We start from the raw sequence: 25,152 nt of genomic DNA, 5'->3' as shown, positions 1-25,152 counted from the left end.
TCTCGCCGCCTACGTGTCCGTTTCTGCCGACGTTTTGACGGCGATTCCGGTTCCGTCACCCTGCGGCGAGACGATCGCCTCGAGGGCGTCGTGGTCGACGAACGTCTCGTTGAACTCGCGGAGTGCGGCCGCCGACGAGCCGTATGCAGCTTCGATATCGTCGGTCTCGTCGTCCGTCGCCGCGGCCGCGACTCGACCGCCACGAAGGAGGTTGTCCGCGACGACCATGCCGCCCTCCCGCAGCATCGGCAGCGATTCGTTCAGGTAGCCCTCGTACTCCGATTTGATGGCGTCGAGGAAGACGAGGTCGTACGGGCCGTCGAGTTCGGGGACCGTCTCGAGGGCGGGCCCCTCGACGATGGTGACGGCTCCGTCGCCGGTGGGTTCGGCGTCGACGGTCGCGGGGTCGTCGGTCACCTGGACGTCGATGCCGTCGCGCTCGAGGTAGTCGACGGCGGCGTCGATCCGGTCGGCGTCGACCTCGGTGGTGACGACGTCGGTGCCGGTTCGAGCCACGTGCAGCGTCGAGTAGCCGATCGCAGTGCCGAACTCGAGTGCGCGGTCGGCGTCGGTCCCGCGGGCGAGGATCGCCTGCAGGGTCGCGACCGAGCGGCGAGCGATCGGGATTCCGTCGTCGTCGGCGTGGGCTTCCATCTCCGCGACGAGGTCGTCGGCTGGTGGCTCCATCGAGGTGAGGTAGTCGGCCGTCACGTCGGTCAGAATGTTCGACATGTTTTCTCGTTTGCCGACGGCGTCGTATACGTTCGGATGCCGGAAAACCGATCGGCCCATCTCGGTCGCGGCCCGGCGTACCGTGATCGATCGACTCGTGGTGTCCCGACGTGGATCGAATCACGCTGGGCCACGCGCTGGAGAGGCGAAAGAACCTGCGTGCTGGACGGTGCGGACGAGCGCGAGGCCGTCGTCGATCGATCGTTCGGCACTGGGCTTTTCGTCACAGGAATAGGACGATCGGGTACCGTGCCCGGTCCCCGACTCCCGAACAGGCGAACGGTACTGTCCACGGTCACCGGCGTCGCGTTCGCACACGCGCTCGCCGGCTGTCTCGAGTCGACTGACCCAATGTCCACCGACGATCCCCTGGGCGAACGACCGTTACCACGCACGCTGGTCGGCGACGACGCGTACGTCGCCGCGCTGGAGGACGACGTCGAACGACGCGACTTTCCGGACCCCGACGCCGAACTGGTCCCCGAACTCACGAAGGCGCGCTTCGTCGCCGACGTCGCACGCGAGGAGGACGAAGTGGCGTTCGCCGACCGGATCGACGACCTTCGGGACCCCCTGTTCGAACCGCTGTTGCGGTTCGAGGCGGTGACGACCCTCGCCGAGGCGGACCGCCGCGAGCGACTCTCGGACGAGGAACGCGAGGCACTCCTCGAGACCGCCGGCCTCGACGAGGCGACAGTCACGAACGCCGAGGATCCGACGGCGATCGTCGACGCCGCGCTCGACGACCGTGCGCTGACGTTCTTCGACTATCCGGGGCCGCCGCTACACGTCATCGAGGGCGCGGTCTCTCGCGGTCGCGACCGCCTCGAGGAGGGACCCGACGAACGGGCGGCGTCAGTCGATGACGCGGTTCACCCCGTTACGTCTGCCAGCGGGCGACGGTCGAAGCGATCGTTCTCGGCGCACGCGACCTGGCGCGTGCGACCTACGACGACGTGATCGAGGACCTCCGCGCGGAGTCGCCCTCCGACCACGCGTACGAGTCCGAGGAAGCGTACGCCGAGGTCGTGGCGTTCAACGCGGCGCTCGCGGGCGAATCGATGCTCGAGGAGGACGGCGAACTGACGATCCCGCCGTAACTTTCCAACTGGCCTCGAGACGGCTCGGTTCCGATACCCGGGACGTTATTGTCGATCAACTCGTGGACAGTTCACATGGATCGAATCACGCTGGGCAACGACGAGTTCGAGGGGCGAAACAACGCCTACGTGCTGGACGGCGGTGACGACCTCGCGCTCGTCGACACCGGTCTCGCGACGGCCGGGATCCGGTCCGAACTGCGCGAGGGCCTCGCGGATCGGGGCTACGCGTTCGCCGACGTCGACGCGATCGTCCTGACGCACCACCACGTCGACCACGCGGCGCTGGCCGGCGAGATCCAGGCCGAGAGCGACGCGACCGTCTACGTCCACGAGGCCGACGCGCCCATCGTCGCCGGCGACGAGGACGCCGTCGCCGCCCTCGAGGAGCGCCGTCGCGAGTTGCTCGTCGAGTGGGGCGTCCCCGAGGAGGCCCGCGAGCGCCTGCTCGAGTTCATCGAGGCGGCCCGCCACCTGGAGGGCGAACCGGCGGACGTGACGCCCATCGAGGACGGGACGGAACTCGAGGTCGCCGGCTACCGCCTCGAGACGGTCCACGCGCCGGGTCACACCGCTGGCCTCTGTAGTTTCGAGCTGCTCGAGACGCCGGCGGCCGCGGACTGCGACGGACGGCAGGCGTTCACCGGCGACGCTCTGCTGCCGGTCTACACGCCCAACGTCGGCGGGGCGGACGTACGAGTCGACCGACCGCTCGCGACCTACCTCGAGACGCTCGAACGGTTGGCCGACAGGGGCTACGACCGCGTCTGGCCCGGCCATCGCGATCCGATCGAGGAGCCGACCGACCGGGCGCGCGAAATCGTCGACCACCACCACGAACGCACCGCGCGGATCCTCGACGTTCTCGAGGAGCACGGCCCCTGCGACGCCTGGACGGTCAGCGACCACCTCTTCGGCGACCTCTCCGGGATCCACGTCATCCACGGCCCCGGCGAGGCCTACGCCCATCTGGATCACCTGCACCACGAGGGCGCGCTCGCGTACGAAGACGGTGCCTACCGACTGGTCGATCGGTCCGCCGTTTCCTACCAGTAGCGGATCGACGCCCGCCCGAGGCGCTCGAGCGGCGTCTGGCTCGCGAGAGGGTTCGAGCGGCGTCTCGCTCTGGAGAGACCCCGAGCGATTACAGCGCCTCGAGTCGCTCGAAGTCCCCGGCGTCGTGGCCACAGGTCACGAGCGCGTCGGTCCGTCGCTCGAGGTCTTTCACCTGCCGCAGGCTCTCGTACCAGTGGCGCTTGCTCCAGAGGAGACCGCCGCCCATCGGATGTTCCTCGTCGTAGTTTGCCCGCGAGTAGGCCAGATCGCCCGCGAGAACGACGGTGCCGGCGTCCTCGAGGTCGAGGCGGACGCCCAGCAGGCCGGGCGTGTGGCCGGGGAGGTGGAGCAGTTCGAGGTCCTCGTAGAGGTACTCACGGTCGCCGTGGACGATCCGCCACTCGAGGTCCAGGTCGAAGTCGGCGGCGACGTAGGCGGTCGATCCGGCGTCGGTCTTCGCGCTGTAGTAGGCGTACTTGAGTTCGCGCTCGTGGACGTAGATCGGGGTGTCGGTCCCCGCGAAGGCGTAGAGGCCGCCGGCGTGATCGAGGTGCAGGTGTGTCTGGAGCACCGCGTCGACGTCGTCGACCGCGTAGCCGGCGTCCGCGAGGTCGTCCTCGAGCGGCCGGAGGTCGGTGTGTTCGAACGCGCTGTAGAGGTCGGCGGGCCAGTGGCCCGCGTCGGCCTCCGGATGGGAGCCGGTGTCCCAGAGGATCGTCGCCTCGGGGTGGTCGATCACCAGGTTGTAGACCGGCCCGTCGCCCATCACGAGGTCGGGGTTGGGATCGTCGGCCGTCCCCTGGACGAACCCCTCGAGGATGTTGTTCACGTCGGTCGTGATCGTGCCGCGATCGATCGGCGTGACGGTCGCGTCGACCATATCTCGAGAAGGACCGACGGTCGGATATAGCTACAGGTCGGTCGTTGCGTCGACCTCACTCCGCGAGGTGCTCGAGCAGCAACTCGCCGACGCGGTCGGGGTACTCGTGGACGACCCAGTGGCTCGCCTCGGGGAACCGCGCGAGCGTCCCGTCCTCGCAGTAGGCGACGCTGCGAGGGGCCATCTCGGGTACTAGCGCCTGATCGTTCTCTCCCCAGACGACGAGCGTCGGTGCCTGGACCCGTTCGCGAGGGAGGCCGTCGCGGTACCGAACCTGTGCCCGGTACCAGTTTATCATCGCCCGCGGTGCGCCCGGCTCCGACCAGGCGCGCCGGTAGCGGGCGAAATCGGTCTCTGTAAAAGCGCCAGGGTTGGCCGGCTCCCGCATCGCCAGCACCCAGGGGGCGAAGTCGAACCGGCTCGAGGCCCACTCCGGGAGCCGCGGTATCTGGAAGGCGAAGACGTACCAGCTCTTGAGTAGCTGTCTCGGGTTCGAGCGCAGGGTCTCCTCGAGGACCTTCGGGTGCGGGACGTTGACGATGGCGAGACGGTCGACGACCTCGGGGCGGCGAAGCGCCAGGTCCCAGGCGACGGCCGCGCCCCAGTCGTGACCGACGACGTGGGCGCGTTCGTTCCCTTCGCTGTCGACGAGGGCGGCGACGTCGCTCGAGAGCGTCGGCAGGCGGTAGGAGCCGACGCCGTGGGGTTTCTCGCTGAGGTTGTAGCCGCGTTGGTCCGGCACGAGGACGCGGTAGCCGGCGTCGACGAACCGGCCGACGTACTCGCGCCACTCGTACCAGAACTCGGGGAACCCGTGGAGCAACACGACCAGCGGGTCGTCCGGGTCACCCGCGGCGACGGCGTGGAGCCTGACGCCGTCGACGACGCGTTCGACGCGCTCGGCCGACGACACGTTCGGCAACGGGGCGTTCGGGTCCATTGGACGACGTTTCAACGCGCTGTCCAAAAATAGTGGGTGGTGCGTTCGCGTCCCGACTCAGTTCTCGGCCGCAACCAGTAGCTCCGGTTCGTCCAGGTACTCCTGGATCCCCTCGGCCGCGCGGAACGCCAGCGCGCCGACGGTGCCGGTCGGGTTGTAGCCGCTGTTGTGCGCGAAGGCGGAAGCGCCGGGAATGAACAGGTTCTCCGCGTCCCAGCACTGCAGGTAGTCGTTGACGACCGACTCCTCGGGGTCGGCACCCATGATCGCGCCGCCCGTGTTGTGCGTCGACTGGTAGGGCGTGATGTCGAAGCTTCCTTCGAGCGTCGTGGTCGCGTCGACCTGATCAGCGCCCATCTCGTTCATGAGTTCCTCGAGTTGCGGCCCGATGTGCTCGACGAGGTTGCGGTCCTGCTCGCGCCAGTCGAAGGTCATCCGCAACAGTGGCTGACCGTACTGGTCGGTGTAGTTGGGGTCGAGGTCGAGATAGTTCTCCCGGAAGGGCAACACCGCGCCCTGGGCGGCGACCTCGATCGAACTGTGGTAGTACTCGAGACTTTGTGCCTTGAACTCCGAGCCCCACGACGGCGTCCCCTCGGGGACCGGGTTGTTCGCGATCGGCCGGTCGCCGGTCTGGTTGATGGCGACGTTGCCGCCGTGGAGGAACTCGAGATCGGAGTGGTCGAAGTTGTCGCCGTTCAGGTCGTCGAACGAGGCCCCGAGCGCGCCCGCGCCCATGTAGAGGTTCCAGTCCTCGTCGTCGAAGAACCCCCGCGCGCTTGCGCCGAAGTTCTGGTAGCAGTAGTTCTTCCCGACGACGCCCTCGCCCGTCTCGGGGTCGTACGGTTCGCCGATGTCCGACAGCAGGAGGAGTCGGACGTTGTTCAGCACGTAGGCGGTCAGCACGACGACGTCGGCCGGCTGGTCGTACACCTGGCCGTCCCGGCGGTCGACGTACCGGACGCCTTCGACGCGCCCGTCGTCCTCGTCGTACAGCAACTCGACGACGTCGGCGTGGGTTCGCAGTTCGAAGTTGCCCGTCTCTTGGGCGGCCGGCAGGACGGTCGTGATCGGCGAGGCCTTCGCGCCCCACTCGCAGCCGAACCGTTCACAGTAGCCGCAGTACTCGCACCGGCCCTGCTGGATCCCGTCGGGGTTCGTGTACGTGTCCGTGAGGTTCGCCGACGGCGCTTGGAACGGCTCGAACCCGAGGTCGTCGGCGGTCTCCTTGAATCGCTCCAGGACGGGCGTCTCGTGCATCGGCGGGAGCGGATAGTCCCGCTGGCGCGGTCCCTCGTAGGGGTTGCCCCCGTCCTGGATCTCGCCCTCGATGTTACCCGCCGCGCCCGCGATGCCGGCGGTGTACTCGAACGCGTCGAAGTACGGCTCGAGTTCCTCGTACGTGATCCCCCAGTCCTGGAGCTGCATGTTCTCGGGGATCTTCTCCTCGCCGTACTCCTCGATCGTCCGCGAGCGGATCTCGAAGTCGTAGGGGAGGAAGCGCCACGTCTGGCCGTTCCAGTGGACGCCCGCGCCGCCCTCGCCGGAGCCGGGGAGGAACGCGCCGTAGCGGCGCATCGGCAGTGCCGGTTCGTCGACGTTGTTGCGGAAGGTGATCGTCTCCTTCGAGAGGTCCTGCATCAGCTTGTACCGCAGCGCGTAGCCGAGTTCGTCGTGGACCGTGAAGAAGTCCTCCGTGTCGCGCTCGCCACCGCGCTCTAAGCTCACTACCTGGTACTCCTCCTGGGCGAGCTCCTTCGCGACGATCCCGCCGGTCCAGCCGGCTCCGACGGTGACGACGTCGACCGAGTCCAGTTCCTGGGCCATCACTCGTCACCTCCGTCGTCCGCGGCCGCGTTCGGATCGCCGCTCTCGTCGCCATCGTGGCGCAGCGGCTCGATCTCGCGGTCGGTCGCGCCGCGAGCGGCGTCCTCGTCGACGACGTTCGGGTAGTCCGCCTCCGCGGCGTCGTGGACGTGGGGGTGGCCCTCGCCGTGGTCGCCGGCTGGCTCCGGGTTGTCGTCGTCGATCCCGAGCGACGCGACGTCGTCGGCCAGCTTCCGGTAGTCGCCCTCCTCGAGTTCGATGTACTCGAGGTCCTCCTCGTCCTCGATCAACTGCCGGTAGCTGCCCAGCGCGCCGGGGGTCCCGGGGAACCCCTTCAGCCGCCAGCCGATCATCTCCCGGTTGCCGCCGTACATCGGATCGGAGAACATGCCCTCGAGGGTGTTCTGCCTGACCAGGAGGAAGAAGCCGTGGGCGTCCATCCGGACGTCCTCGAACGCCGGGACGTCGTCGTCCTCGAGCGCGGCGACGATCTCCTCCTGCTGGTCGGCGTCCAGGTCGGCGAACGAGTCCTCGTCGTACTCCGCCTGCACGTGTTGCTCGATGGCGTAAATGCCGCGGTCGTAGGCCTCGTTTGGCGCGAGCGGATACTGCCAGCCCTGCGTCTCGGACGGGTTCGCCTCCGCCCAGGGCACCTCGACGTCCGACGCGATGTCCTCCGGCTCCTCGGGGTCGTCCTCGAACGGGTCAGTCGGGTTCTCGCCCGCGAACGGCCCCTGCATGTACCAGCGCTCGCCGCGGCCCCACGCCGAGTTCAGTTGCCCGTCGATGAAGTAGACGACGCCGGCCTCCGGCGCACCGGGCCCGTTCTCGTCGGACGGGTAGATCCGCGCCGTCAGGTCGTGGACCACCCGCGCCTGCTGGATGGTGAAGTACTCCAGCCCCTGCTCTTCGACCTCGACCTCCTCGAGTTCCTGTACCGACGCGACGTCGAAGTCCGCGGCGTCGAAACTGCCCTCCGCCGGTGCGGCGATGCCGAACACCGCCAGCCCGCCGCCGAGTCGCATCATCCGCCGCCGGGAGACGTCGCGCGTGAAGTCCCGCTTCGGGTTGTCACCGTCTCTCATACGAGGGGCATCGACACCGAAGCTCGAGTTAGTCCGTGGGCCTGCAGGCGACGGCGACAGCGCAGACGCCGTTTGGCTCCACCGTTTTCCCCTCGACTGTCCAACGGTCGGGTATGTCGACGCGCGTGATCGTCGTCGGTGCCGGCCTGGCTGGCCTGGTCGCGGCTCGTCACCTCGCCGCCGGCGGCACCGACGTGACGGTGCTCGAACGGCGCGAGTCGGTCGGCGGACGGGTCCGCAGCCGCGAGCGCCAGGGGTTCCGGCTGGATCGCGGGTTTCAGGTCCTGTTTACGGCCTACCCCGCAGTACAGCGGGAACTCGACCTCGAGGCGCTCGACCTCCGGCGGTTCGCGCCGGGAGCGATCGTCGCGGCAGAGAACCACCGGTCGACGCTCGCGGATCCGCTTCGGGACCCGCAGGCGCTGCCGGCGACGCTGACCAACCCGAACGTCTCGGTCGGGGACGCGCTTCGCGTCGCTCGGCTCCGGCTAGCGGTGGGTCGTTCCGATCCAGAAACGATCTTCGAGGGGTCCGACGAATCGATCGCGTCGTTCCTGGCCGACCGAGGGTTCTCCGATCGGTTCGTCGATCGGTTCCTCGCTCCATTCTACGGCGGCATCACGCTCGATCGGTCGCTGTCGACCTCGAGCCACGTCTTCGAGTACACGTTCCGGGCCCTCGCGACCGGTTCGACTGCGGTCCCGGCCGCGGGGATGGCCGCCGTTCCGGCGCAACTCGCCGATCGGGTGCGCGAGGCAGGTGGCGACCTCGAGACGGGCGTCGCGGTCGAGTCGGTCTCGAGCGAGGGTGACGGCGCTACGGTGACGACCGCGGACGGGACGAGCGAGGTCAACGCGGTCGTGGTCGCGACCGATCCGCCGACGGCCCGCCGGTTGACCGGCGTCGACGGGATTCCGACCGCCGGCCGTGGCTGCGTGACCCAGTACTACCGGCTTCCCGAGAGTGTGGCCCCCGAGACGGGGAAACGGCTGTTGTTGAACGCCGACGGCGACGCCGTGGCGGCCGGCCGCGAACCGAATCACGTCGTCCCGCACGGCGAGGTCGCGCCGGAGTACGCGCCGGACGATGAGACGCTGCTCGGCGCGGTCTACCTCGAGGCCAGAGGCGAATCGACGGACTCGAGCAAGAACGGAGACGCGTCGGACTCGGAGGCGGTCGGCACCGGGAACGCCGTGGATTCGACGGCCGAACCGACCGTCGTCGACGCCGACGACGCGACCCTCGCCGAGCGCACTCGCCGAACGCTCGAGTCGTGGTACCCGGAGCGGCGCTTCGACGCGCTCGAGCACCTGCACACCGATCGGATTCCGTTCGCGCAGTTCGCCCAGCCGCCGGGGATCCACGACGATCTGCCGGACGTTCGCGACCCCGACGGACCCGTCTATCTGGCCGGGGAGGTCACCCGCTGGTCGTCGATCCAGGGGGCGATGGAGAGCGGACGGCAGGCGGCGCGGGCCGTGATCGAGGACCGCTCGGCGGGCTCGACGGCCGGGACGTAACCGGGCTCGATTCAGGCTGTACCCGCCGTACGCCCGTCTCCCGGCCGCAGCAGTCGACGGCCGGTGTTCGAGAGCGCGACTTCGCCGGTCTGGTCGTCGTACTCGATCACGCCCGCGTCGCCGAGTTTCGGGAGGTGGACGTGGACCAGAGCCGTCGACGCCCGCCTGGCGTCGAGGCCGGGGGCACCGTCGGCTTCGAGCCGTTCGGCCAGACCCGCGACCGTGGTCCGGTCCCCCTCGTCCAGTACCTCCAGGACGCGTCTGCGGGTCTCGTCCGCCAGCAGCGAGTAGCCGGTATCGAGCGAGAGGCCTGACGCCCGGATCGTCTCCGCCCCGGGAAACCGACGTCGACTCGAGTCGCGCTTGGATCCCATATCGTCCCACAGTGACACGTCGAACGTGAAAACGACCGACTCTAGCCAGCTAGCCCCCGACGATCGGCCGTCTCAGAGCAGGTGCCGACACTCCTCGAGCGGCGGAAACCACAGCGCCTCCGCCTGGTCGGCGTCCCACACGCCGGGGTGGAAGCGGCCGGCGTCGCGGACCAGCGGCGACTGGAAGTCGCTCGCGGACATGCCGTTGACCGTCGACCCCGGCGCGAGCCGGGTGAACGCCGGCAGCACGAACACGTCAGCGCCGTCGTAGGCGTCGGGGCCGTAGAGGAAACAGGGTCGTTTCCGCCCCTCGATGGAGATGGCGGGGTGATCGTGACCGATCACGTAGAGCGCGGCGTCTTCGGACGGCCGTTCGTGGCCGTGACAGACGACGGTCTCGCCGTCGGCGAGTCGGTACTCCGTTGCCGTCGTCCCGTCGAAGACCGACTCGAGCATCGTGTCGTGGTTGCCGGGCGTGACGACCAGCGACGCGTCGGCGTCGGCCACGGCGGACTCGAGGGCCGCGAGGTCGCGTTCGACGCCCCGGGGCAGGCGGTCGAACGAGTGTAACAGGTCGCCGGCGACGACGACCGTCTCCGGCGCGGTGCGATCGAGGAGTTCCTCGAGCCGGTCCAACACGTCCGTCCCGTCCGGGAGCGGAGCGTCGACGCTCGAAGCGGCGGCGCGCCCGAGGTGAACGTCGGCGAGGACGAGCGCGTCTGCGTCCGGGACGACGGCGCTGCGACCGGCGAGGGAGACGGGAAGGGAGATGTCGGGGCTCACTGCTCGGAGTCGGCTGTCCCGGGTCGAGCGTCTTCGTAGCCCAGCGCCTCGAAGAGATCGTACTCGTTGCCGGTGAAGACGAAGAGGACGTCCTCGAGCGGCTCGAGCACCTCCGGGAGGATCTTGACGACGAAGTAGGTGATGGCGACGAGCGCGACCACCGAGAGGGGCTGGGCGACGTAGTTGTGGGCGACGAGGTAGGAGACGCGATCGGGTTGGGAGCCGAGGTAGGTCGTCATGAGGGAGACGAGCCAGTCGAACTGGAACCAGCCGTACGGCGAAGATAGCGAGATGAACACGTTCCGGATCAGGTTGAGGAACCAGATGATTCCGATGGAGGCGACGAACGCGACCGCTTTCCGCCGAAGCGGTGCTTTCACGGCGGCGGTGAGGCCGCCGAAGATGGCCATGCTACCGATGCCGGTGCAGGCGAGGACGATGTGGGTCGTTCGGCCGGTCACCGTCTCCTCGGGGTCGAACGCGAAGCGGCTGTAGTAGCCGTTGCTCCCCTCCTCGATGCCGGGACTGTAGCCGAGCAGTTCCATCCCGTAGTGGGTCTGTACGGCGGTGGTTTCGATCAACCACCGCTGGACGACCGGGATCAGTTCCGCGGGGAGGTAGATCAGGCCCATGATCGCGACGGCCTTCGAGAGGAGCAGAAGCGACTCTCGGCCGGCGTAGAGCAGGTAGCCGGTGTAGACACACAGCGGTAACGCCGCCAGCGCGAGCACCGTCTCGAGGGGACTCTGGGCGTCGTAGTAGAAGTACGGCACCATCGTCAGCCAGAAGAGCCCGAAGACGACCCACGACCCGGCGGCGAGATAGCGAGCGCCGTCGCGGACGTTCTGCCACTGGAGGACGACGGCGACGAGGAAGCCGGCGATAGCCACCCACGCGAGGGCGTCCGTGAACGGCGAGTTCAGCAGCGACGTGATCGTCGCGGGCATCGACTCGAGGCCGACGAAGAGACCGTTCCCGGACGGTGCAGGTGCAGGCGGCATACTCATTTCGAGGGAGGGAGCGGTTTCGTATCAATGTGACGCCTCGTCCCAGCGCGAGCGATCGCCGGAGGGGCGGGCCGTCGGCTCGTTCCCGTTCGATCGGAGACGAGTGGCTGTCGTGAATATCGACGTGGGTGGACGCAACGTTTAAGTCCAATTGTGGTGTTTGGTATCAATACACATGGCACTGAGCGAGCAGTCCCACCAGGAGCCAGTCCGCCGAGCACACGCCCTCCGCCGCGTCGAGAGCGTCGACCCGTCGGCGAGCGTCCGCCACGTCGATCAACTCGAGCCGGCCGAACTCGAGTTGCTGCTCGGATTGGCCGATTCGGACGCGTCGATCCCGGCCGACGAGTCGCCGCTCGAGGCGGGCGAAGTGATCGTATTCACCGACTACTACCGCGTCGAGCGCGTCTGAGACGGCAGGGACTGTTCGCCGTATCGAAGCGGTTTTCCCCGGCGGGGTCGTTCGATCCGGTATGAACGGCGACACTGACATGACTCTCGCGTTCGAACTCGAGGCGCTGAAGGAACTCGCCTCGCCCGAACGCGTCTTCGAGGACGCCCGCGGCTGGACGGAGTACATCGGGGTGGTCTCCGAGAAGCCGACCTACGTCGTGACGAACTTCACCCGGAAGAATCGCATCCGGCAGGACTTCTTCTCCGGCCCCCGCGGCAAGGCAGAGAGTCTCGAGGGCGTCAAAGACCAGTTCGAGACCGAACGCTACGTCTATATCGGTGCCAGCGACGAGGACGAGGAACTCGCGGACGAAGTCGACTGGGAGTACCTCGACGTCGAGGAGGCCGCCGAAGCGGCTGACTGGGTCATCGCCGCGGACCCCGAGGAGGAAGAAGACGACGCCGAAGCCGTCCGCGACGACTGGCCGTAGCTCGTTTCGGTGGGCGTTTCGATCGGCTCGCGCGACGACGATCCGGCGAATATCCGCTCTCTCGTTCGACCGTGCCGATGCGACTTCTAGCACCGATCACGTTCGCCGGGCGACCACCGACAGGCGTCCCCTGCCGAGAGGTCGTTCTCGTCGATGTACGCCGATAGACACGCGTAGTTACAGAAGTACGTCGGCGAGCCGCAATCGGCGGTGCAATCGCGTACGCAGATCGGTTCGTGCTCGAAGATACGCGATTCACAGTACGCGCACGCTTCGTCCGCGTCGGGAGTGGTGATCGTCGTGGACACACCCGTGCTACGGTGCCGGCCACAGAAGGTGTTGCGTCGGCGAACTCGCCGTTCCGTTCTCCACTCTTCCCCGTCATCACCGAGAGGGTACCGCCCGCGCTTCCGCGGGTCGTCGCCCTTATGCCCGCCCGCGTCTAACGACGACCGATGGCAGAGCCCCGCGTGCCCGGTTCCGACGACGATCGTCGGCTCGAGTTGCCGTGTGGGGAGTCGCTCGACCCGCACGACATCGACCTGGGAACCTACGAGTACCGCTGTACCTGTGGCGAGTCCCACGCCGTCGTCCAGGACCCACATCCCCCCTCTCGGTTTTTCCCCGAGTCCCTCGTCGCCGTCCTCCAGGAGACCATCGAGACCGACGACGAGTTCGAGCAGTTCGGCACGCCACACCTCATGGGCATCGTCCTCGAGGAGTTCCCCGAGAAAGTCGTCGTCCACGACGCCGCGGAGGACGGCGCGGTCGGCTACGCGATGGTCTGGATCACCGACTTCGACGCCCGACGGCTCCACGAAATCGTCGTCGAACTCGTCGTCGAACTGATGGAACACGCGATCAGCCACGCCGAGGACGACGACGCCGTCAGCGAGTTCGAAGCCCAGATGCTCGAGTTCGACGTCGGCGAGTTCGTCGAGCAGTACCGCGCCCAGCGGGACTTCGAGAGCGAACACGACGCGGCACTCTAAGGGGATCCGCCGGCTGTCACGAGGGCGTCCAGAGCTGGACGCGTGGCGTCTCGCAGCTGTCGCAGACGACGGCCCGCTTGTCCTTGTAGACGCCGCGCTCGAGTTCCCCGTCCGAGCAGGTCGGGCAGGGACGCCCCTCGAGAATCGTCAGTAACTGGCGGTCGTCGTCGTGAGCCGGACTCGTCTCGGATCGCGCCATGTCACCACTCCAGTCTGGAGAGGGGGGAAGCCGTTCCCCCTGTGTATGCCAGCCCTCTTGAGGCTGCGGCTCTAGGCCGGCAGGTGCCGGGCGAGCGAATCAGCAATCCTTAGGACCGGTCGGTGTCTCCCTGGAAGCATGACCGATCCCGAATCCCTCGCCGACCGGGTGCAGACGGGTGATCTCCGCATCCACGAACTCGAGGAGCACGCCGACGCCGAGACGGCGGCGACGGCCCGCCGGCTGCTTCTCGAGCGCGAGACCGAGACGGAACTCGAGGCGATCGGCGACTATACGTTCCCGGCCGAGGCCGCCGATCCGAACATCGAGAACATGATCGGGGCGGCCCAGGTGCCGATGGGCGTCGTCGGCCCTGTCGCCGTGAACGGTGGCGCAGCCGACGGCGAACACTATCTCCCGCTGGCGACGACCGAAGGGGCGCTGCTGGCGTCGGTCAACCGCGGTCTCGCCGTCATCCGATCGGCCGGGGGTGCCGACGCTCGCGTGACGAAACACGGGATGACCCGCGCGCCGGTCTTCCGCGTCGACGGAGTCGCCGAAGCCGCGGAGACGGTCGAGTGGGTCGAGGAAAACGTCGATCGACTCCGCGAAGCCGCCGAGTCGACGACCAGCCACGGCGAGTTGCTCGGGGTCGATCCATACGTCGTCGGCGACTCGGTCTACCTGCGATTCGTCTACGACACCAAGGACGCGATGGGGATGAACATGGTCACGATCGCGACCCGGGAGACCTGTGACCTCGTCGAGGAAGCGACGCCTGCCGACCTCGTCGCGGTCTCGGGCAACCTCTGTTCGGACAAGAAACCCGCCGCGATCAACGCCGTCGAGGGGCGCGGGCGCTCGGTCACGGCCGACGCAGTAATCCCCGGCGACCTCGTGGAGGAGCGCCTGCACACCACGCCCGAGGCCATCGTCGAGGCCAACACCCGCAAGAACCTGACCGGCAGCGCCAAGGCCGGCGCGCTCGGGTTCAACGCCCACGCGGCCAACGTCGTCGCCGCCGCGTTCCTCGCGACCGGCCAGGACGAGGCCCAGGTCGTCGAGGCCGCCAACACGATCACCACGATGGACACGCGCGAGCGGGACGACGGCACCACCGACCTCTACGCGTCGGTTTCGCTGGCCTCCCTCGAGGTCGGCACCGTCGGCGGCGGGACGAAACTCCCGACCCAGTCGGAGGCGCTCGAGATCCTCGGCCTGCGCGGCGGCGGCGATCCCGCAGGGTCGAACGCCGACGCCCTCGCTGAGGTCATCGCGGTCGGCGCGCTGGCGGGCGAACTCTCGCTTCTCGGCGCACTCTCCTCGCGGCATCTCGCGAGCGCCCACGAGGATCTGGGCCGGTAGCGAGCTTATCCCGGCTGTTCGGCGCGCTGTTGCTCCCGACGCACCCGCATCGTCACGACGGCGACGTAGAGGCCCCCACCCAGCAACAGGAGGTAGCCGACGAGCATCCGCGACCCGCTCGAGGCCGGCGCGAGCAGGAAGAGGCCGACGGCGGCGACCCCGTGGGCGAGCGCGAAGTCCCGCCGGCCGTACGCGCCGTGGAGGATCGCCAGGACGGCGAAGGTCGCGCCGAAGACGGCGACCGCGACGGCCGTCGGATCGGCTCCGAAGATCGACCCGGCGACGAACCGGCCGTACGCGTAACAGGCGAGCGCGACGACGGTCCCGATCCCGATCACCGTCCCCTGTACGTCCTCCCGTTCGGTCATTACACCGCCGTTCGGGACAGCGCCGCAAAGTCGTGACGATCGACGGTCGTCGCGGGCGTCACCGTCTCAGAGCAGCCGATACCGTCCGCGACTCTCACTGACCGCTCCCCGTCGCACGAGTTTCTCGAGCGTCCGTCGCACGTACTCGGCTTCGACGCCACGTTCGCCCGCGTAGTCGACGATCTCCCTCTCCGTCGGCCGCTCGAGGTCCGCGAGCGCCCGTTCGACGATCTCCTTCTTGCTGCCGCTACGCGTGGGTCCGCGCGGATCGCGCTCGCCGGCGGCCTCGAGTTCCTCGACGTCCAGCCCCGACTCCTCGAGGTACTCCTCGTCGTCGACGACGCCCTCGGCGACGTCGTCCTCGAGGTCGCCGAACGAATCCAGTTCGGCGAACGCCTCGCCCTCACCCTGCCGGTTCGCGAGCATCGAGGCCCGGACCTCGCGGGCGTGGTCGGCGTCGTCGGTCTCGACGAACTTCTTGCGCTTCTCGTAGGCCCGTCGCGAGCCACAGCGGGGACACTCCGTCGTCTCCGAGCGGCCCTCGATGAGCCAGAGGTGCGAACAGTCGCTACAGCCGACGACCGCGTACATATCTCGTCTCGAGGTGGGACTCGAGTGTAGTTCAAGGTTTGGCGACCGGAGTGAAAGTGATGGCCGCTCGCGGTCATCGACGGCGGCGAACGTGATGGATTTTTGCGTTCATCGGCGTGTGTTCTGGTGTCCCACCCAAAACATGCCGCCCTCGAAAACCGCGTCCGGGAGTTAGAGACGGAACGCGAGCGGACGCGAGAGGATTCGTGAGTTCCGTCCGCCCCACTCTCGAAGAACGGACGTGCTGCTGCTCGGGTCCGAGTGGTGTTCCGCCGACGAACTTCCGAGAGCGGGTTCGCCGATGACGGGAAACTATGTGATCGGGACGCCTCTCGAGACGCATGGATCGCGTTTCCCTGTCCGACCTCGAACCGACGGAGGCCGCCGACGGCGTTCACCTCGCGTTGATGGCCGGCGGCGAGTCGATGAACGTCCAGCACTTCGAGATCGAACCCGGTGCGGTCGTCGCGGAGCACAGCCACCCCCACGAGCAGACCGGCTTCATCTACGAGGGCGAGGTGGTCTTCCTGACCGACAGCGATGAGCAACGCTCATCGAGCGATCGGGAATCTTCGATTCCCGATGACGGTGAGGAGATCGTCTGCGGTCCCGGTGACGCCTACGCGATTCCGGGCGAGCAACCCCACGCCGCGGAGAACCGTGGAGACGAGACCGTGAGAGGTATCGACGTCTTCAGTCCGCCGCGGGAGAACCCGACCTGGCAGGACGACTGATCGACCGGCGACGCCGGCGACCGCGAGCAGTCGTCAGTTCGGTATCGAACGCTCCTCGTCCAGCGGCAGCAACGTGTACTCGACCGTTTCGACGTCGTCGATCGAGCGACAGGAGCCGACGAACTGCGAACACTCCGCGAGCGTGCCCTCGAGGACGAACAGATCGAGGCAGTAGCGCCGTGGTGGCTCTCCCGACGAACGAACGGCGTCGTTTGATTCGCTCGGTCGTTCTGCCGTCGGTCCGACGTGGCTGTGGTCGGCCGAGACGACGAGCGCGTCGTACTCGTGGCGAACGTCCGTGAGCGCTCGCTCGACCGCGTGATTTCCGAACGCGTACCGAACGGCGACGATCCCAGCGAGGGGCCGTCCCTCGAGGCGTCGATCCTCGAACTCCGTGAGTAGCGTCCGAACGCCCTCCCGGAGTGCCTCGCTGCGTCCGCTGTAGGCGTGTTCTTCGGTGAAGGCATCCAGGCGCTCGAGGAGCGCCGGGGGCATCGAAACGCTGACGACGGGCATATTATGAACGACCACGAAATAGATATTAGAAACTGTTATGAAGTACGCACTAGTTACGTAATAACTAATATTAACAAGCTACTGGGTGCTATTCACAACGACATGTCCGACGACCGCATTCCCGTCACCGTCCTCAGTGGCCCGCTCGGTGCGGGCAAGACGACCGTCCTCAACCACGTGCTGACGGCCGACCACGGCCTCGAGGTCGCCGTCGTCGTCAACGACATGGGCGAGGTGAACGTCGACGCCGAACACGTCGCCCAGCAGTCCGACCTCGCGGGGGACGAGGAGATCGTCGAGTTGTCCAACGGCTGTATCTGCTGTCGACTGCGCGGCGACATGCTCGAGGAAGTGGGTCGTCTCGCCGAGCGACGCGAGTTCGACTATCTGCTGGTCGAATCGTCGGGAATCTCGGAACCGATTCCCGTCGCCCAGACGTTCGCGATGGGCTTCGAGGACGCCGACTTCGATCCCACTGATACGTACGAACTCGATACGATGGTGACCGTTGTCAACGCACACAGCGTCTGGGAGTCGTTCGACTCCGGCGCTGCGCTGGTCGACGACCATCCCGAGGACGACGCCGGTCGCGTCCCCGAGGCGGTGTTGCTCGAGCAGATCGAGTTCTGCGACGTCCTGCTGGTGAACAAGTGCGACCTCGTTCCCGACGACGCGCTCGAGGAGATCGAGACCGTCCTCGAGCGCCTGCAACCGCGCGCCGAACTGATCCGGACGGAGTTCGGCGACGTCGATCCGACCGAGATCCTCGGGACGGGCCGGTTCGACTTCCAGCGGGCCCAGCAGTCGGCGGGCTGGAAGCACGAACTCCAACACGAACACGACCACGATCCGCAGGCCGAACACGGCGTCACTTCGTTCGTCTACCAGCGCCGGCGGCCGTTCCACCCCGAGCGAATCGCCGGGGTGCTTTCCGATCTCCCAGACGAGATCGTCCGCGCGAAGGGGTTCTTCTGGAGCGCCGGCCGCGAGGACGTCGCGATGGGGGTGGACAAGGCCGGTACCTCCGTCCGTGCGGGCCCTGCGGGGCAGTGGCTCGCCACGTTGCCGGAGGCCGAGCGCGAGCAGTACTTCGCGGCCCGACCCGGACTGAAGGAGGACTGGGACGAAGAGTGGGGCGACCGGATGACCCGGCTGGTGTTCATCGCCCGCGAGTTCGACGAGGACGCCTTGATCGACCGCCTCGACGACTGCCTGCTCACCGACGCGGAGATGGCCGACGACTGGGACGCGTTCCCCGACCCGTTCGAACCGGAAGACCGACGTGAACTCGCCCTCTCGAGTCGGTAAATGCAGACTCCGGTCACCCTCCTCGCCGGCGAACTCGGCGCGGGCAAGACCACCCTGCTGTCGGGCCTGCTCGAGTCCACGGATCGGGATATCGCGGTCGTCGTCAACGACGTCGGTGCCGTAAATGTGGACGCCGATCTCGTCGAAGCGCGCACGACCCTCGAGACGGGCGAGGAGGTCGTCGCCCTCGAGAACGGCTGTATCTGCTGTAGCCTCGGGGGCGAACTCGCCCGGTCGGTCGTCCGCCTCCAGCGCGAGCGCGCGTTCGACCACCTCGTGATCGAGGCCTCGGGCATCGGCGAACCGGAGCCGATCGCCCGCCAGTTCGTCCGCGGCCCCGCGGCGGGCGTCTACGACCTCGAGGCGGTCGTCACAGTCGTCGACGCCCGTCGGTTTCACGACCGGTTCGCCGACGACGACGCCGATACGGACGTCCGTCCGACCCGCGAGGGTCCCGACGAAACCGATACCCGACCGCTCGCCGACCTCGTCCTCGAGCAGGTCGAGTTCTGCGACCTGCTGGTCGTCAACAAGTGTGACCTCGTCTCCGACGAGGAACGCGAGCGCGTCGTCGCCTTACTCGAGACGCTCCAGCCCCGCGCCGAGGTGCTGCCGACGGAGTACGGCGCAGTCGATCCCGACGCGTTGCTGGAACCGCAGCGGTTCGACCTCGAGGCCGCGACGGACGCCGCGGGCTGGAAACAGGTGCTCGAGGACGACACCGGCCACGACCACGCAGACTCGCACGAGCACGACAACGGCGATTCCGAACACGGCGATTCCGAACACAGCCACGGCGATACCGAACACGGCCACGACGAGGCTCGAGAGCACGACCACGCCCATCCACCCGAGCAGTACGGGATCACCGTCGAGAGCTACCACCGTCGTCGACCCCTCCATCCCGAGCGGTTCTTCGGGTTACTCGAGGACCTTCCCTCGGAACTCGTTCGCGCGAAGGGGCTGTGCTGGATCGCCGGTCGCGAGCGCCAGGCGATCACGATGAGCCACGCCGGAACGGAGACGAGCCTCGAGGTGACCGGCCGCTGGATCGCCAGCCTCTCCGAGCAGCGTCGGGAGACCTACCGACAGGGACGTTCCGACCTCGAGTGGCACGAGGAGTGGGGCGACCGCGAGACGCGTCTCGCGCTGATCGGCCGCGATCTCGACGTCGATGCGCTGGTCGACCGCTTCGACGACTGCCTGCTCACCGACGACGAACTCGAGGCAGACCCGTCGACGTTCGAGAACCGCGCGCCGACCGGAACGAACGAACGGGTCGTGGTCTCGAGCGACGACACCCCGGAGTGACCGCACCCGTCTCCCACACGCTCTTGTCACCCCCGGCCGTGGGTCCACCTACATGGCACTCGACCGAGACGAGCGACGGGGTACCGACCACCACGGCCACGACGTCATCGACCCGCTGTACGTCGGCATCGTAACGGTCTCGAGTTCGCGGGCTGGCGAGGACGACCCGGACGATCCGGGCGGGGACACCATCCAGGAGTGTTTCGAACGCGAGGGCCACGAGGTCCGCGAGCGACTGCTGGTCCGGGACGACTACTCCTCGATCCGGACGGCCGTCCGGGGACTCGTCGCGCGCCGCGACGTCGACGTCGTGCTCACGACCGGCGGGACGGGGGTCACCGCGGACGACGTCTCGCCGGAGGCGACGTCGTCGCTGTTCGAGCGCGAACTGCCCGGCTTCGGCGAACTCTTCCGCGCGCTCTCGTGGGAGGAGGTCGGCACCCGGGCGATGGCCTCGCGCGCGACCGCCGGTATCGCCGTCGACACGCCGGTCTTCTGCCTGCCGGGGAGCACGAACGCCTGCCGAACTGCCTGCGAACAGTTGATCGTTCCCGAAGCGCCCCACCTCGCGGGGCTGGCGACCAGCCACCGCGCGGAGGTAACCGACCAGTCGCTGTCTGCGTTCGGCGACGGCGGCGAGTGATCCGGTACAGCGTACCGTATGGGCCGTCACAACTGAGTGGCTGCCGTCGAGAGGTCGACCAATGCCCGACTGCGACTACTGCGACGCATCGTTCGCCGACGAGGACGCCTACCTCTCACACGTAGGCTCCGAACACGCCGACGAACTCGGGCGGATCGACCGTCGTCGCGCGGCCGAACACGGCTCCCTCGAGGACGACGACCCCCCAGCGCCGATCATGGCCTACCTCTTCGTCGCGCTGGTGGCGTTCTTCATGGTCGCGATGGTCGCCTACGTCATCGTCGTCGGCGTCTGAGGAACGGTAGCTTCACTTTCGCTCCGGTGGCGGCAGTTTAAATACTATCGCGAGCGAAGGAGGGTATGCCTCCCGTCGAAAGCAAAGAGGAGGCGTGAGACAATGAGCGACGTACGACAGCACGCGGAAGACGTACACGAGCAGTTTTCGGACCACCTCGAGATCGATCTCGAGGACGTCGAGGAGCGCTTCCGGACGCTCGTCGACGAGTACAAGGTACCGATCGACGAAGCCAGGCGAAGCGTCACCAACCACTACCTGGACGAGGCCGGTCTCGAGCGCGAGGACATCTCCCGCGGCGGCAGCGAGGAGGTTCGCATCGAGGACGTCGACGAACCCGAGCAGTGGATCGACCTCACCGCCAAAGTGATCGAACTCTGGGAACCCCGCAGCGATTCGGTGGCCCAGGTCGGCCTGCTCGGCGACCCGACGGGAACGATCAAGTTCACCAAGTGGGCCAAATCCGACCTGCCGAGCCTCGAGGAGGGCGGCGTCTACGACCTCCGTAACGTCGTCACCGACGAGTACCAGGGCCGGTACTCGGTCAAACTCAACTCGACGACCGTCATCGAGGAACTCGACGAGGAGATCGAGGTCGGCGACGACACCAGCGAGATCGAGGGCGCGCTGATCGACATGCAAAGCGGCAGCGGCCTCATCAAGCGCTGTCCGACGGAGGACTGCACCCGCGTCCTCCAGAACGGCCGGTGTTCGGAACACGGCGAGGTCGAAGGCGAGTTCGACCTCCGCATCAAGGCCGTCGTCGACGACGGCATCGACGCCCACGAGGTCATCTTCGACAAGGACGCCACCGAGGAACTCACGGGGATCAGCCTCGAGGAGGCCAAGGACATGGCGATGGACGCGCTCGATACGACCGTCGTCGCCGACGAGATCGGTGCGGAGATCCTCGGCACCTACTATCGCATCGAGGGGCCGACGTTCGGCCGCTACGTGCTGGCCGACGAGGTCGAGGAACTGGACGGGCCGGCCGATGCAGAGGACCTGCTGATCAAAGCGAGGTCGATGTGACATGAGCCAGGCAGAACTCACCCGCGAAGTCGCACGTCGCGTCTTCGCCTCCGAATTCAACGACTCGACGTACACGTTCAAGGAAAGCGACGACGAGCGCGCGCCAAACTACGCCCTCCTCCCGACGGGCGACCGCGCGAACCGCGTGTTCATCGTCGGCACCCTCACCGAGACCGAGGACGTCGGCGAGGACAACGAGTACTGGCGCGGCCGCGTCGTCGATCCGACGGGGACGTTCTTCGTCTACGCCGGCCAGTACCAGCCCGAGGCCGCCTCGGTGCTGCGGGACGCCGAACCGCCGGCGTACGTCGCGGTCGTCGGCAAACCCCGGACCTACGAACCCGAAGACGGGACGGTCAACGTCTCCGTCCGACCCGAGTCCATCTCGGTCGTCGACGCCGCGACTCGGGACCGCTGGGTCGTCGAGACCGCCGAACGAACCCTCGACCGCATCGAGTCCTACGAAGAGTGGGAAGCCGAGCAGGAGGCTCCCGAAAGCGGCTCCACGGCACCCACCAACGAGTACGCCGAGATGGCCCGCGACCGGTACGACTCGCCCGTCGAGAACTACCGCCGCGACGTCATCCAGGCCCTCGAGCGCCTCGAGGAGTCCGAAGCGACCGAACCGACGGCGTAGTCGCGTCGGCACGCCGTGTAGCAGTCACGGCACGCAAACGCTGACACACCACTCGAACTCACCGTCGCCCCGATTTTGGCACGATTGCCCCACGAGCACAGCGTCTACTCGCAACGGGTCTGGCGCTCGAGAAGCCGGTAGCAATGTTTACCCGGTTTCGGATGCTACCGAGGCGTATGGCGACGGCCGTAAAAGTCGACGAGGACGCGAAATCGCGTCTCGAGGAGTTACAGGCGGAGATACGGCTTCGGACGGGACGCAACGTCACCCAACAGGAGCTTCTCACACGGCTGATCGACGGCGCCTACGAATCGCGTGACGAAATCATCGATTCGTTCCGGGAGTCGACGGTTCCGCTCTCCGAGGACGAGAAAGAAGCGATGCGTGAGGGTCGGTTCCGTTCCGGCCTCGACACCGACGAGAGCGATATCGACGACGTGCTGTACGGATGACGATACTGATCGATACGGGCGTCCTCTACGCCGACCAGGATCTCGACGCGTCCAGACACGACGACGCGGCCGAGGCGCTCGATCGCGTCTACGATGGGGAGTTCGGACAGCCCTACGTGAGCGACTACGTCTACGACGAAGCCGTCACGCTCACGCTCAAGCGAAGCGGGTCGTTCGCGCCAGCGAAGCAACTCGGTGAGAAGTTGCGTGGCATTGATCCGTATCCGTCCACGTACGAAATTCTCCACGTTTCCGCTGCTGTATTCACCGACGCCGTCGACGTATTCGAACAGTACGACGACCAGGCGCTGAGTTTCACTGATGCGACGACCGTCGCACTCTATCGACGGCACGACCTCGACTACGTCATGAGCTTCGACGACGACTTCGACGGACTCGTCACTCGAATCGACCCTGCCTAACTGGTGACGAATACGTCACGTCTCCGGTCTGAGTCACGTCGGGCCGATCGACGCCGTGTTCGGTTCTCTCTCAGCGTCAGCGTCGAGCGATGTCGTCGATCAGCCCGCGAATCGCGTCGAACTCGTCGTCGGTAACTTCGTGGCCGACGCCTGCGTAACGCCGTTCGTCGACATCTGCGTCCGCTCGCTCGAGCACCCGCGCCGTCTCGGTGACGCACTCGTGATCGATTCGCGCGTCGTCGGCCCCGTAGCCGACGAGCACTGGCGTTCCCGCGAGCGAGCCCTCGAGCGAACGATCGTCGTCACCCGAACCCGGGAGGTGGCCCGAGAGGAGGAAGGTGCCGCCGTAGCGTCGCGGCCGGCGGCGGAGGAACTCGGCGACGACGCAGGCTCCCTGAGAGAACCCGCCGAGGACGGTTCGTTCGGGCGGAATCCCGATCTGTCGGGCGGCCTCGAGCGCGACCCCGACGCACTCGACGCTCGAGGACAGGGCGGGCTCGTTCGCCTCGCGTGGGGCGGTCGGCGGTCGGGGAATCCAGTTGCTCCGTCGGGCCTGGGGTGCGAGCACCGCGAGTCCGTGGCGATAGACCGGCTCGAGCAGGTTGACGATCCCCTGGGCGGTCGCACCGCGGCCGTGGCAGGCGACGAGGGCGACGTCGGCCGCGAGCGCGGGTGCGCCGGCCGTGACGAGCGGCTGGTTGGCGTGGGGACCGGAGACGTCGCGCATCCGTCGCCCGTCGCTCACGGCGATCCCTCCGTTTCCGACCGGGCACCGGTTTCGGCTCCTCCGGGGGATCGCAGCGCCGGCAGCTGACTCTCGATCAGGTCCCGGTCCGGTTCGAACCAGTCGGGGAGAAACAGCGAGACGTCCGTGGCGTCGGAATGGCGAACGGCGACGCCGTCGTCGGGCTCGGTCGCCAGCTCGAAGAGGATCCCGCCCGGTTCGCGAACGTACAGCGAGTGAAAGAAGTGCCGATCCTTGACTCGCGAGACGTCGTAGCCGCGGTCGGCGAAGAGCTCGCGCCACTCCGCGAGTTCTTCCTCGCTCTCGGCGCGGACGGCGACGTGGTGGATCGTTCCCGGCCCTTCCCGGCCGTAGTCCGCGTCGTGGTCGAGCAGGTCGACGACCGTCGCGCGGTCGCCCGGTGCCCGGTAGCGGATTCGGTCGCCGGATTCGCGTTCGTACTCGAAGCCGAGCGTCTCGAGCGCGCTCGCGGTCGCGTAGGGAGTGACCGAGAGGAGGGTGACGCCGTGGAGGCCGCGGATCGCGTGCTCGAGGGGGACCGGCCCGTCGGCCCACGGTTCGATCGCGTCTTCGGGTGGGGTCGGCCCCGCAACGAGTTCGAGGCCGGTCCCGCTCGGGTCCTCGAACGCGAGGACGCGCTCGCCGAACCGGTCTCGAGGTCCCTCGACCGCGACGTCGCGGGCCTCGAGGCGCTCGTGCCAGTACTCGAGCGAGCCCTCGGGGACGACGAACGCCGTCGCGGTCGGCTGTGGCGCGCCGACGCGGCCCGGTTCGGCGTGGGGATCGGGAAAGACCGTGACGACGGTGCCGGGCGTCCCCCTGGCGTCGCCGAAGTAGAGGTGGTGCTGGAGGACGTCTTCGAAGTTCACCGTCGCCGTCGCGAGGTGCAACCCGAGTACGCCGCCGTAGCAGTCGATCGCCGACTGGGCGTCGCCGACGATCCCGGTCACATGGTGCAACCCGGGCGTATCGGTGAGCATGGCCGGGCGTACGGGGTGGACTCGGATAGCCTGTGGGGTCCGTTCGGGGTCGTGGGCGGTTTCGAGAAACTCCAGCAATCTGCCCTGGATGAAGCGGACGATCACTCGCCCTGCGTATTGATCGCCGGGTTTGTAGCGGATTTTGGTGGAACAAAGCGCTCTGCTATCGTGGACACGGGGCGTTGCCACGCCGCTCACGGCTCACTCCGTTCGCCGTTCGCTGTTCCGAGGTGCTCACGTTCGTCCGCACCTCGCTCTCCCCAGCCGATTTCTGCTCACGGGCGCGGCGGGGCGGCTGCGCTGCCCCGACATCGCGGCGCGTAGCGCCGCGCTCTGCCCGTTCGCATGGTTCGCGGAACCGGAGGTTCCGCGCT

At 67.6% G+C, this 25,152-nt stretch carries 32 protein-coding genes; 17 read left to right on the top strand and 15 right to left on the bottom strand.

Annotated features, from left to right (window positions below; all coding sequences use genetic code 11):
* Positions 1-9 precede the first annotated feature (9 nt).
* Positions 10-732 carry an O-methyltransferase gene (locus TX79_RS05970; RefSeq protein WP_049928301.1) on the bottom strand — a complete coding sequence of 241 codons (723 nt, stop codon included), beginning with the start codon at positions 730-732 and terminating at the stop codon, positions 10-12.
* Between the two features lie 249 nt (positions 733-981).
* Here TX79_RS05970 and TX79_RS05965 point away from each other — a divergent pair, with 249 nt between their 5' ends.
* The 3 genes from TX79_RS05965 to TX79_RS05960 all read left to right on the top strand — a co-directional run bounded on the left by TX79_RS05965 (position 982) and on the right by TX79_RS05960 (position 2,888).
* A complete protein-coding gene (locus tag TX79_RS05965) occupies positions 982-1,692 on the top strand; it encodes a hypothetical protein (protein WP_154660467.1) in 711 nt (236 codons plus the stop codon).
* Positions 1,689-1,832, top strand: a complete 144-nt coding sequence (locus tag TX79_RS19225; RefSeq protein ID WP_154660466.1) for a hypothetical protein — start codon at positions 1,689-1,691, stop codon at positions 1,830-1,832. The genes TX79_RS05965 and TX79_RS19225 overlap by 4 nt, the downstream gene beginning before the upstream one ends.
* A gap of 75 nt (positions 1,833-1,907) precedes the next feature.
* Positions 1,908-2,888 carry an MBL fold metallo-hydrolase gene (locus tag TX79_RS05960; RefSeq protein ID WP_049926376.1) on the top strand — a complete coding sequence of 327 codons (981 nt, stop codon included), beginning with the start codon at positions 1,908-1,910 and terminating at the stop codon, positions 2,886-2,888.
* Between the two features lie 88 nt (positions 2,889-2,976).
* Here TX79_RS05960 and TX79_RS05955 read toward each other — a convergent pair whose 3' ends face one another.
* From TX79_RS05955 to TX79_RS05940, 4 genes are read right to left on the bottom strand one after another with little or no spacing between them, the layout of a single operon-like run.
* Positions 2,977-3,768, bottom strand: a complete 792-nt coding sequence (locus TX79_RS05955; RefSeq protein ID WP_049926375.1) for an N-acyl homoserine lactonase family protein — start codon at positions 3,766-3,768, stop codon at positions 2,977-2,979.
* A gap of 55 nt (positions 3,769-3,823) precedes the next feature.
* Complete coding sequence (locus tag TX79_RS05950) at positions 3,824-4,708, bottom strand: alpha/beta fold hydrolase (RefSeq protein WP_154660465.1); 885 nt, start codon at positions 4,706-4,708, stop codon at positions 3,824-3,826.
* 57 nt (positions 4,709-4,765) lie between these two features.
* Positions 4,766-6,535 carry a GMC family oxidoreductase gene (locus TX79_RS05945; protein WP_049926371.1) on the bottom strand — a complete coding sequence of 590 codons (1,770 nt, stop codon included), beginning with the start codon at positions 6,533-6,535 and terminating at the stop codon, positions 4,766-4,768.
* Entirely contained in the window at positions 6,535-7,620 is a 1,086-nt protein-coding gene (locus tag TX79_RS05940) for a gluconate 2-dehydrogenase subunit 3 family protein (RefSeq protein WP_049926369.1), read from the bottom strand. The genes TX79_RS05945 and TX79_RS05940 overlap by 1 nt, the downstream gene beginning before the upstream one ends.
* Before the next feature lie 113 nt (positions 7,621-7,733).
* Here TX79_RS05940 and TX79_RS05935 point away from each other — a divergent pair, with 113 nt between their 5' ends.
* On the top strand, positions 7,734-9,140 hold the full coding sequence (locus tag TX79_RS05935; RefSeq protein WP_049926368.1) for an NAD(P)/FAD-dependent oxidoreductase: 1,407 nt from the start codon (positions 7,734-7,736) through the stop codon (positions 9,138-9,140).
* A gap of 11 nt (positions 9,141-9,151) precedes the next feature.
* Here the strand turns inward: TX79_RS05935 and TX79_RS05930 are convergent, their stop codons facing one another.
* The 3 genes from TX79_RS05930 to artA form a co-directional block, all read right to left on the bottom strand.
* Complete coding sequence (locus TX79_RS05930) at positions 9,152-9,514, bottom strand: DUF7344 domain-containing protein (RefSeq protein WP_049926367.1); 363 nt, start codon at positions 9,512-9,514, stop codon at positions 9,152-9,154.
* 72 nt (positions 9,515-9,586) lie between these two features.
* Entirely contained in the window at positions 9,587-10,297 is a 711-nt protein-coding gene (locus TX79_RS05925; RefSeq protein WP_049926366.1) for a metallophosphoesterase, read from the bottom strand.
* On the bottom strand, positions 10,294-11,298 hold the full coding sequence (artA, locus tag TX79_RS05920; protein ID WP_049928300.1) for an archaeosortase A: 1,005 nt from the start codon (positions 11,296-11,298) through the stop codon (positions 10,294-10,296). Before artA ends, TX79_RS05925 begins: the two co-directional genes overlap by 4 nt.
* Positions 11,299-11,479: 181 nt before the next feature.
* Here artA and TX79_RS05915 point away from each other — a divergent pair, with 181 nt between their 5' ends.
* Positions 11,480-11,716 carry a hypothetical protein gene (locus TX79_RS05915; protein WP_195892463.1) on the top strand — a complete coding sequence of 79 codons (237 nt, stop codon included), beginning with the start codon at positions 11,480-11,482 and terminating at the stop codon, positions 11,714-11,716.
* Positions 11,717-11,777: 61 nt separating this feature from the next.
* Positions 11,778-12,188 (top strand): DUF7124 domain-containing protein, encoded by a 411-nt coding sequence (locus tag TX79_RS05910; RefSeq protein WP_049926365.1) that lies wholly within the window; start codon positions 11,778-11,780, stop codon positions 12,186-12,188.
* A gap of 86 nt (positions 12,189-12,274) precedes the next feature.
* On the opposite strand, the gene TX79_RS20085 is transcribed toward TX79_RS05910, so the two are convergent.
* Positions 12,275-12,496 (bottom strand): hypothetical protein, encoded by a 222-nt coding sequence (locus TX79_RS20085; RefSeq protein WP_049926363.1) that lies wholly within the window; start codon positions 12,494-12,496, stop codon positions 12,275-12,277.
* A gap of 147 nt (positions 12,497-12,643) precedes the next feature.
* Here TX79_RS20085 and TX79_RS05900 point away from each other — a divergent pair, with 147 nt between their 5' ends.
* A complete protein-coding gene (locus TX79_RS05900) occupies positions 12,644-13,180 on the top strand; it encodes a DUF5815 family protein (protein ID WP_049926361.1) in 537 nt (178 codons plus the stop codon).
* 16 nt (positions 13,181-13,196) lie between these two features.
* Here the strand turns inward: TX79_RS05900 and TX79_RS05895 are convergent, their stop codons facing one another.
* Positions 13,197-13,379: an HVO_A0556 family zinc finger protein gene (locus tag TX79_RS05895; RefSeq protein WP_049926359.1), complete on the bottom strand. Its 183-nt coding sequence runs from the start codon at positions 13,377-13,379 to the stop codon at positions 13,197-13,199.
* 138 nt (positions 13,380-13,517) lie between these two features.
* Here TX79_RS05895 and hmgA point away from each other — a divergent pair, with 138 nt between their 5' ends.
* Positions 13,518-14,744 carry a hydroxymethylglutaryl-CoA reductase (NADPH) gene (gene hmgA / locus TX79_RS05890; protein WP_049926357.1) on the top strand — a complete coding sequence of 409 codons (1,227 nt, stop codon included), beginning with the start codon at positions 13,518-13,520 and terminating at the stop codon, positions 14,742-14,744.
* Between the two features lie 5 nt (positions 14,745-14,749).
* On the opposite strand, the gene TX79_RS05885 is transcribed toward hmgA, so the two are convergent.
* Both TX79_RS05885 and TX79_RS05880 read right to left on the bottom strand, forming a co-directional pair.
* Positions 14,750-15,112, bottom strand: a complete 363-nt coding sequence (locus tag TX79_RS05885) for a hypothetical protein (RefSeq protein ID WP_049926356.1) — start codon at positions 15,110-15,112, stop codon at positions 14,750-14,752.
* Between the two features lie 66 nt (positions 15,113-15,178).
* Positions 15,179-15,703, bottom strand: a complete 525-nt coding sequence (locus tag TX79_RS05880; protein WP_049926355.1) for a DUF5817 domain-containing protein — start codon at positions 15,701-15,703, stop codon at positions 15,179-15,181.
* Positions 15,704-16,044: 341 nt separating this feature from the next.
* On the opposite strand from TX79_RS05880, the gene TX79_RS05875 reads away from it, so the two are divergent.
* Positions 16,045-16,437, top strand: coding sequence for a cupin domain-containing protein (locus TX79_RS05875; RefSeq protein ID WP_049926353.1), 393 nt, complete (start codon positions 16,045-16,047; stop codon positions 16,435-16,437).
* Positions 16,438-16,470: 33 nt separating this feature from the next.
* On the opposite strand, the gene TX79_RS05870 is transcribed toward TX79_RS05875, so the two are convergent.
* Entirely contained in the window at positions 16,471-16,953 is a 483-nt protein-coding gene (locus TX79_RS05870; RefSeq protein WP_049926351.1) for a CopG family ribbon-helix-helix protein, read from the bottom strand.
* 102 nt (positions 16,954-17,055) lie between these two features.
* Between TX79_RS05870 and TX79_RS05865 the strand changes: the two genes are divergently transcribed.
* The 8 genes from TX79_RS05865 to TX79_RS05830 all read left to right on the top strand — a co-directional run bounded on the left by TX79_RS05865 (position 17,056) and on the right by TX79_RS05830 (position 23,053).
* The gene (locus tag TX79_RS05865) at positions 17,056-18,261 is read left to right on the top strand and encodes a GTP-binding protein (RefSeq protein ID WP_049926350.1); all 1,206 of its coding nucleotides are present in this window, start codon (positions 17,056-17,058) and stop codon (positions 18,259-18,261) included.
* Entirely contained in the window at positions 18,262-19,572 is a 1,311-nt protein-coding gene (locus TX79_RS05860; RefSeq protein WP_049926348.1) for a CobW family GTP-binding protein, read from the top strand.
* Positions 19,573-19,624: 52 nt separating this feature from the next.
* Positions 19,625-20,215: a MogA/MoaB family molybdenum cofactor biosynthesis protein gene (locus tag TX79_RS05855; RefSeq protein WP_049926347.1), complete on the top strand. Its 591-nt coding sequence runs from the start codon at positions 19,625-19,627 to the stop codon at positions 20,213-20,215.
* A gap of 61 nt (positions 20,216-20,276) precedes the next feature.
* Positions 20,277-20,510, top strand: a complete 234-nt coding sequence (locus TX79_RS05850) for a hypothetical protein (protein ID WP_049926346.1) — start codon at positions 20,277-20,279, stop codon at positions 20,508-20,510.
* A gap of 102 nt (positions 20,511-20,612) precedes the next feature.
* On the top strand, positions 20,613-21,542 hold the full coding sequence (locus TX79_RS05845; protein ID WP_049926344.1) for a replication factor A: 930 nt from the start codon (positions 20,613-20,615) through the stop codon (positions 21,540-21,542).
* A gap of 1 nt (position 21,543) precedes the next feature.
* Positions 21,544-22,179, top strand: a complete 636-nt coding sequence (locus TX79_RS05840; RefSeq protein ID WP_049926343.1) for an RPA family protein — start codon at positions 21,544-21,546, stop codon at positions 22,177-22,179.
* Positions 22,180-22,355: 176 nt separating this feature from the next.
* Positions 22,356-22,631 carry a hypothetical protein gene (locus TX79_RS05835; protein WP_049926341.1) on the top strand — a complete coding sequence of 92 codons (276 nt, stop codon included), beginning with the start codon at positions 22,356-22,358 and terminating at the stop codon, positions 22,629-22,631.
* Positions 22,628-23,053, top strand: a complete 426-nt coding sequence (locus TX79_RS05830; protein ID WP_049926340.1) for a type II toxin-antitoxin system VapC family toxin — start codon at positions 22,628-22,630, stop codon at positions 23,051-23,053. The genes TX79_RS05835 and TX79_RS05830 overlap by 4 nt, the downstream gene beginning before the upstream one ends.
* A 76-nt stretch (positions 23,054-23,129) precedes the next feature.
* Here the strand turns inward: TX79_RS05830 and TX79_RS05825 are convergent, their stop codons facing one another.
* Positions 23,130-23,780 (bottom strand): alpha/beta hydrolase, encoded by a 651-nt coding sequence (locus TX79_RS05825; protein ID WP_049926339.1) that lies wholly within the window; start codon positions 23,778-23,780, stop codon positions 23,130-23,132.
* A gap of 14 nt (positions 23,781-23,794) precedes the next feature.
* A complete protein-coding gene (locus tag TX79_RS05820; protein WP_049928298.1) occupies positions 23,795-24,778 on the bottom strand; it encodes a VOC family protein in 984 nt (327 codons plus the stop codon).
* Between the last annotated feature and the right edge of the window lie 374 nt (positions 24,779-25,152).

It is taken from the genome of Halopiger goleimassiliensis (genome assembly GCF_000455345.1).
GTDB classification, from domain to species: Archaea; Halobacteriota; Halobacteria; order Halobacteriales; family Natrialbaceae; genus Halopiger_A; species Halopiger_A goleimassiliensis.
Note: the sequence above shows the minus strand (reverse complement) of the source record. Positions and strands in the feature narration are given on the sequence as shown.

Coding starts and splice junctions, on each gene's coding strand:
- TX79_RS05970 (WP_049928301.1), bottom strand. CDS start 732: ATGTCGAACATTCTGACCGACGTGACGGCCGACTACCTCACCTCGATG.
- TX79_RS05960 (WP_049926376.1), top strand. CDS start 1,908: ATGGATCGAATCACGCTGGGCAACGACGAGTTCGAGGGGCGAAACAAC.
- TX79_RS05955 (WP_049926375.1), bottom strand. CDS start 3,768: ATGGTCGACGCGACCGTCACGCCGATCGATCGCGGCACGATCACGACC.
- TX79_RS05950 (WP_154660465.1), bottom strand. CDS start 4,708: ATGGACCCGAACGCCCCGTTGCCGAACGTGTCGTCGGCCGAGCGCGTC.
- TX79_RS05945 (WP_049926371.1), bottom strand. CDS start 6,535: ATGGCCCAGGAACTGGACTCGGTCGACGTCGTCACCGTCGGAGCCGGC.
- TX79_RS05940 (WP_049926369.1), bottom strand. CDS start 7,620: ATGAGAGACGGTGACAACCCGAAGCGGGACTTCACGCGCGACGTCTCC.
- TX79_RS05935 (WP_049926368.1), top strand. CDS start 7,734: ATGTCGACGCGCGTGATCGTCGTCGGTGCCGGCCTGGCTGGCCTGGTC.
- TX79_RS05930 (WP_049926367.1), bottom strand. CDS start 9,514: ATGGGATCCAAGCGCGACTCGAGTCGACGTCGGTTTCCCGGGGCGGAG.
- artA (WP_049928300.1), bottom strand. CDS start 11,298: ATGCCGCCTGCACCTGCACCGTCCGGGAACGGTCTCTTCGTCGGCCTC.
- TX79_RS05915 (WP_195892463.1), top strand. CDS start 11,480: ATGGCACTGAGCGAGCAGTCCCACCAGGAGCCAGTCCGCCGAGCACAC.
- TX79_RS05910 (WP_049926365.1), top strand. CDS start 11,778: ATGAACGGCGACACTGACATGACTCTCGCGTTCGAACTCGAGGCGCTG.
- TX79_RS05900 (WP_049926361.1), top strand. CDS start 12,644: ATGGCAGAGCCCCGCGTGCCCGGTTCCGACGACGATCGTCGGCTCGAG.
- TX79_RS05895 (WP_049926359.1), bottom strand. CDS start 13,379: ATGGCGCGATCCGAGACGAGTCCGGCTCACGACGACGACCGCCAGTTA.
- hmgA (WP_049926357.1), top strand. CDS start 13,518: ATGACCGATCCCGAATCCCTCGCCGACCGGGTGCAGACGGGTGATCTC.
- TX79_RS05885 (WP_049926356.1), bottom strand. CDS start 15,112: ATGACCGAACGGGAGGACGTACAGGGGACGGTGATCGGGATCGGGACC.
- TX79_RS05880 (WP_049926355.1), bottom strand. CDS start 15,703: ATGTACGCGGTCGTCGGCTGTAGCGACTGTTCGCACCTCTGGCTCATC.
- TX79_RS05875 (WP_049926353.1), top strand. CDS start 16,045: ATGGATCGCGTTTCCCTGTCCGACCTCGAACCGACGGAGGCCGCCGAC.
- TX79_RS05870 (WP_049926351.1), bottom strand. CDS start 16,953: ATGCCCGTCGTCAGCGTTTCGATGCCCCCGGCGCTCCTCGAGCGCCTG.
- TX79_RS05865 (WP_049926350.1), top strand. CDS start 17,056: ATGTCCGACGACCGCATTCCCGTCACCGTCCTCAGTGGCCCGCTCGGT.
- TX79_RS05860 (WP_049926348.1), top strand. CDS start 18,262: ATGCAGACTCCGGTCACCCTCCTCGCCGGCGAACTCGGCGCGGGCAAG.
- TX79_RS05855 (WP_049926347.1), top strand. CDS start 19,625: ATGGCACTCGACCGAGACGAGCGACGGGGTACCGACCACCACGGCCAC.
- TX79_RS05850 (WP_049926346.1), top strand. CDS start 20,277: ATGCCCGACTGCGACTACTGCGACGCATCGTTCGCCGACGAGGACGCC.
- TX79_RS05845 (WP_049926344.1), top strand. CDS start 20,613: ATGAGCGACGTACGACAGCACGCGGAAGACGTACACGAGCAGTTTTCG.
- TX79_RS05840 (WP_049926343.1), top strand. CDS start 21,544: ATGAGCCAGGCAGAACTCACCCGCGAAGTCGCACGTCGCGTCTTCGCC.
- TX79_RS05835 (WP_049926341.1), top strand. CDS start 22,356: ATGGCGACGGCCGTAAAAGTCGACGAGGACGCGAAATCGCGTCTCGAG.
- TX79_RS05830 (WP_049926340.1), top strand. CDS start 22,628: ATGACGATACTGATCGATACGGGCGTCCTCTACGCCGACCAGGATCTC.
- TX79_RS05825 (WP_049926339.1), bottom strand. CDS start 23,780: ATGCGCGACGTCTCCGGTCCCCACGCCAACCAGCCGCTCGTCACGGCC.
- TX79_RS05820 (WP_049928298.1), bottom strand. CDS start 24,778: ATGCTCACCGATACGCCCGGGTTGCACCATGTGACCGGGATCGTCGGC.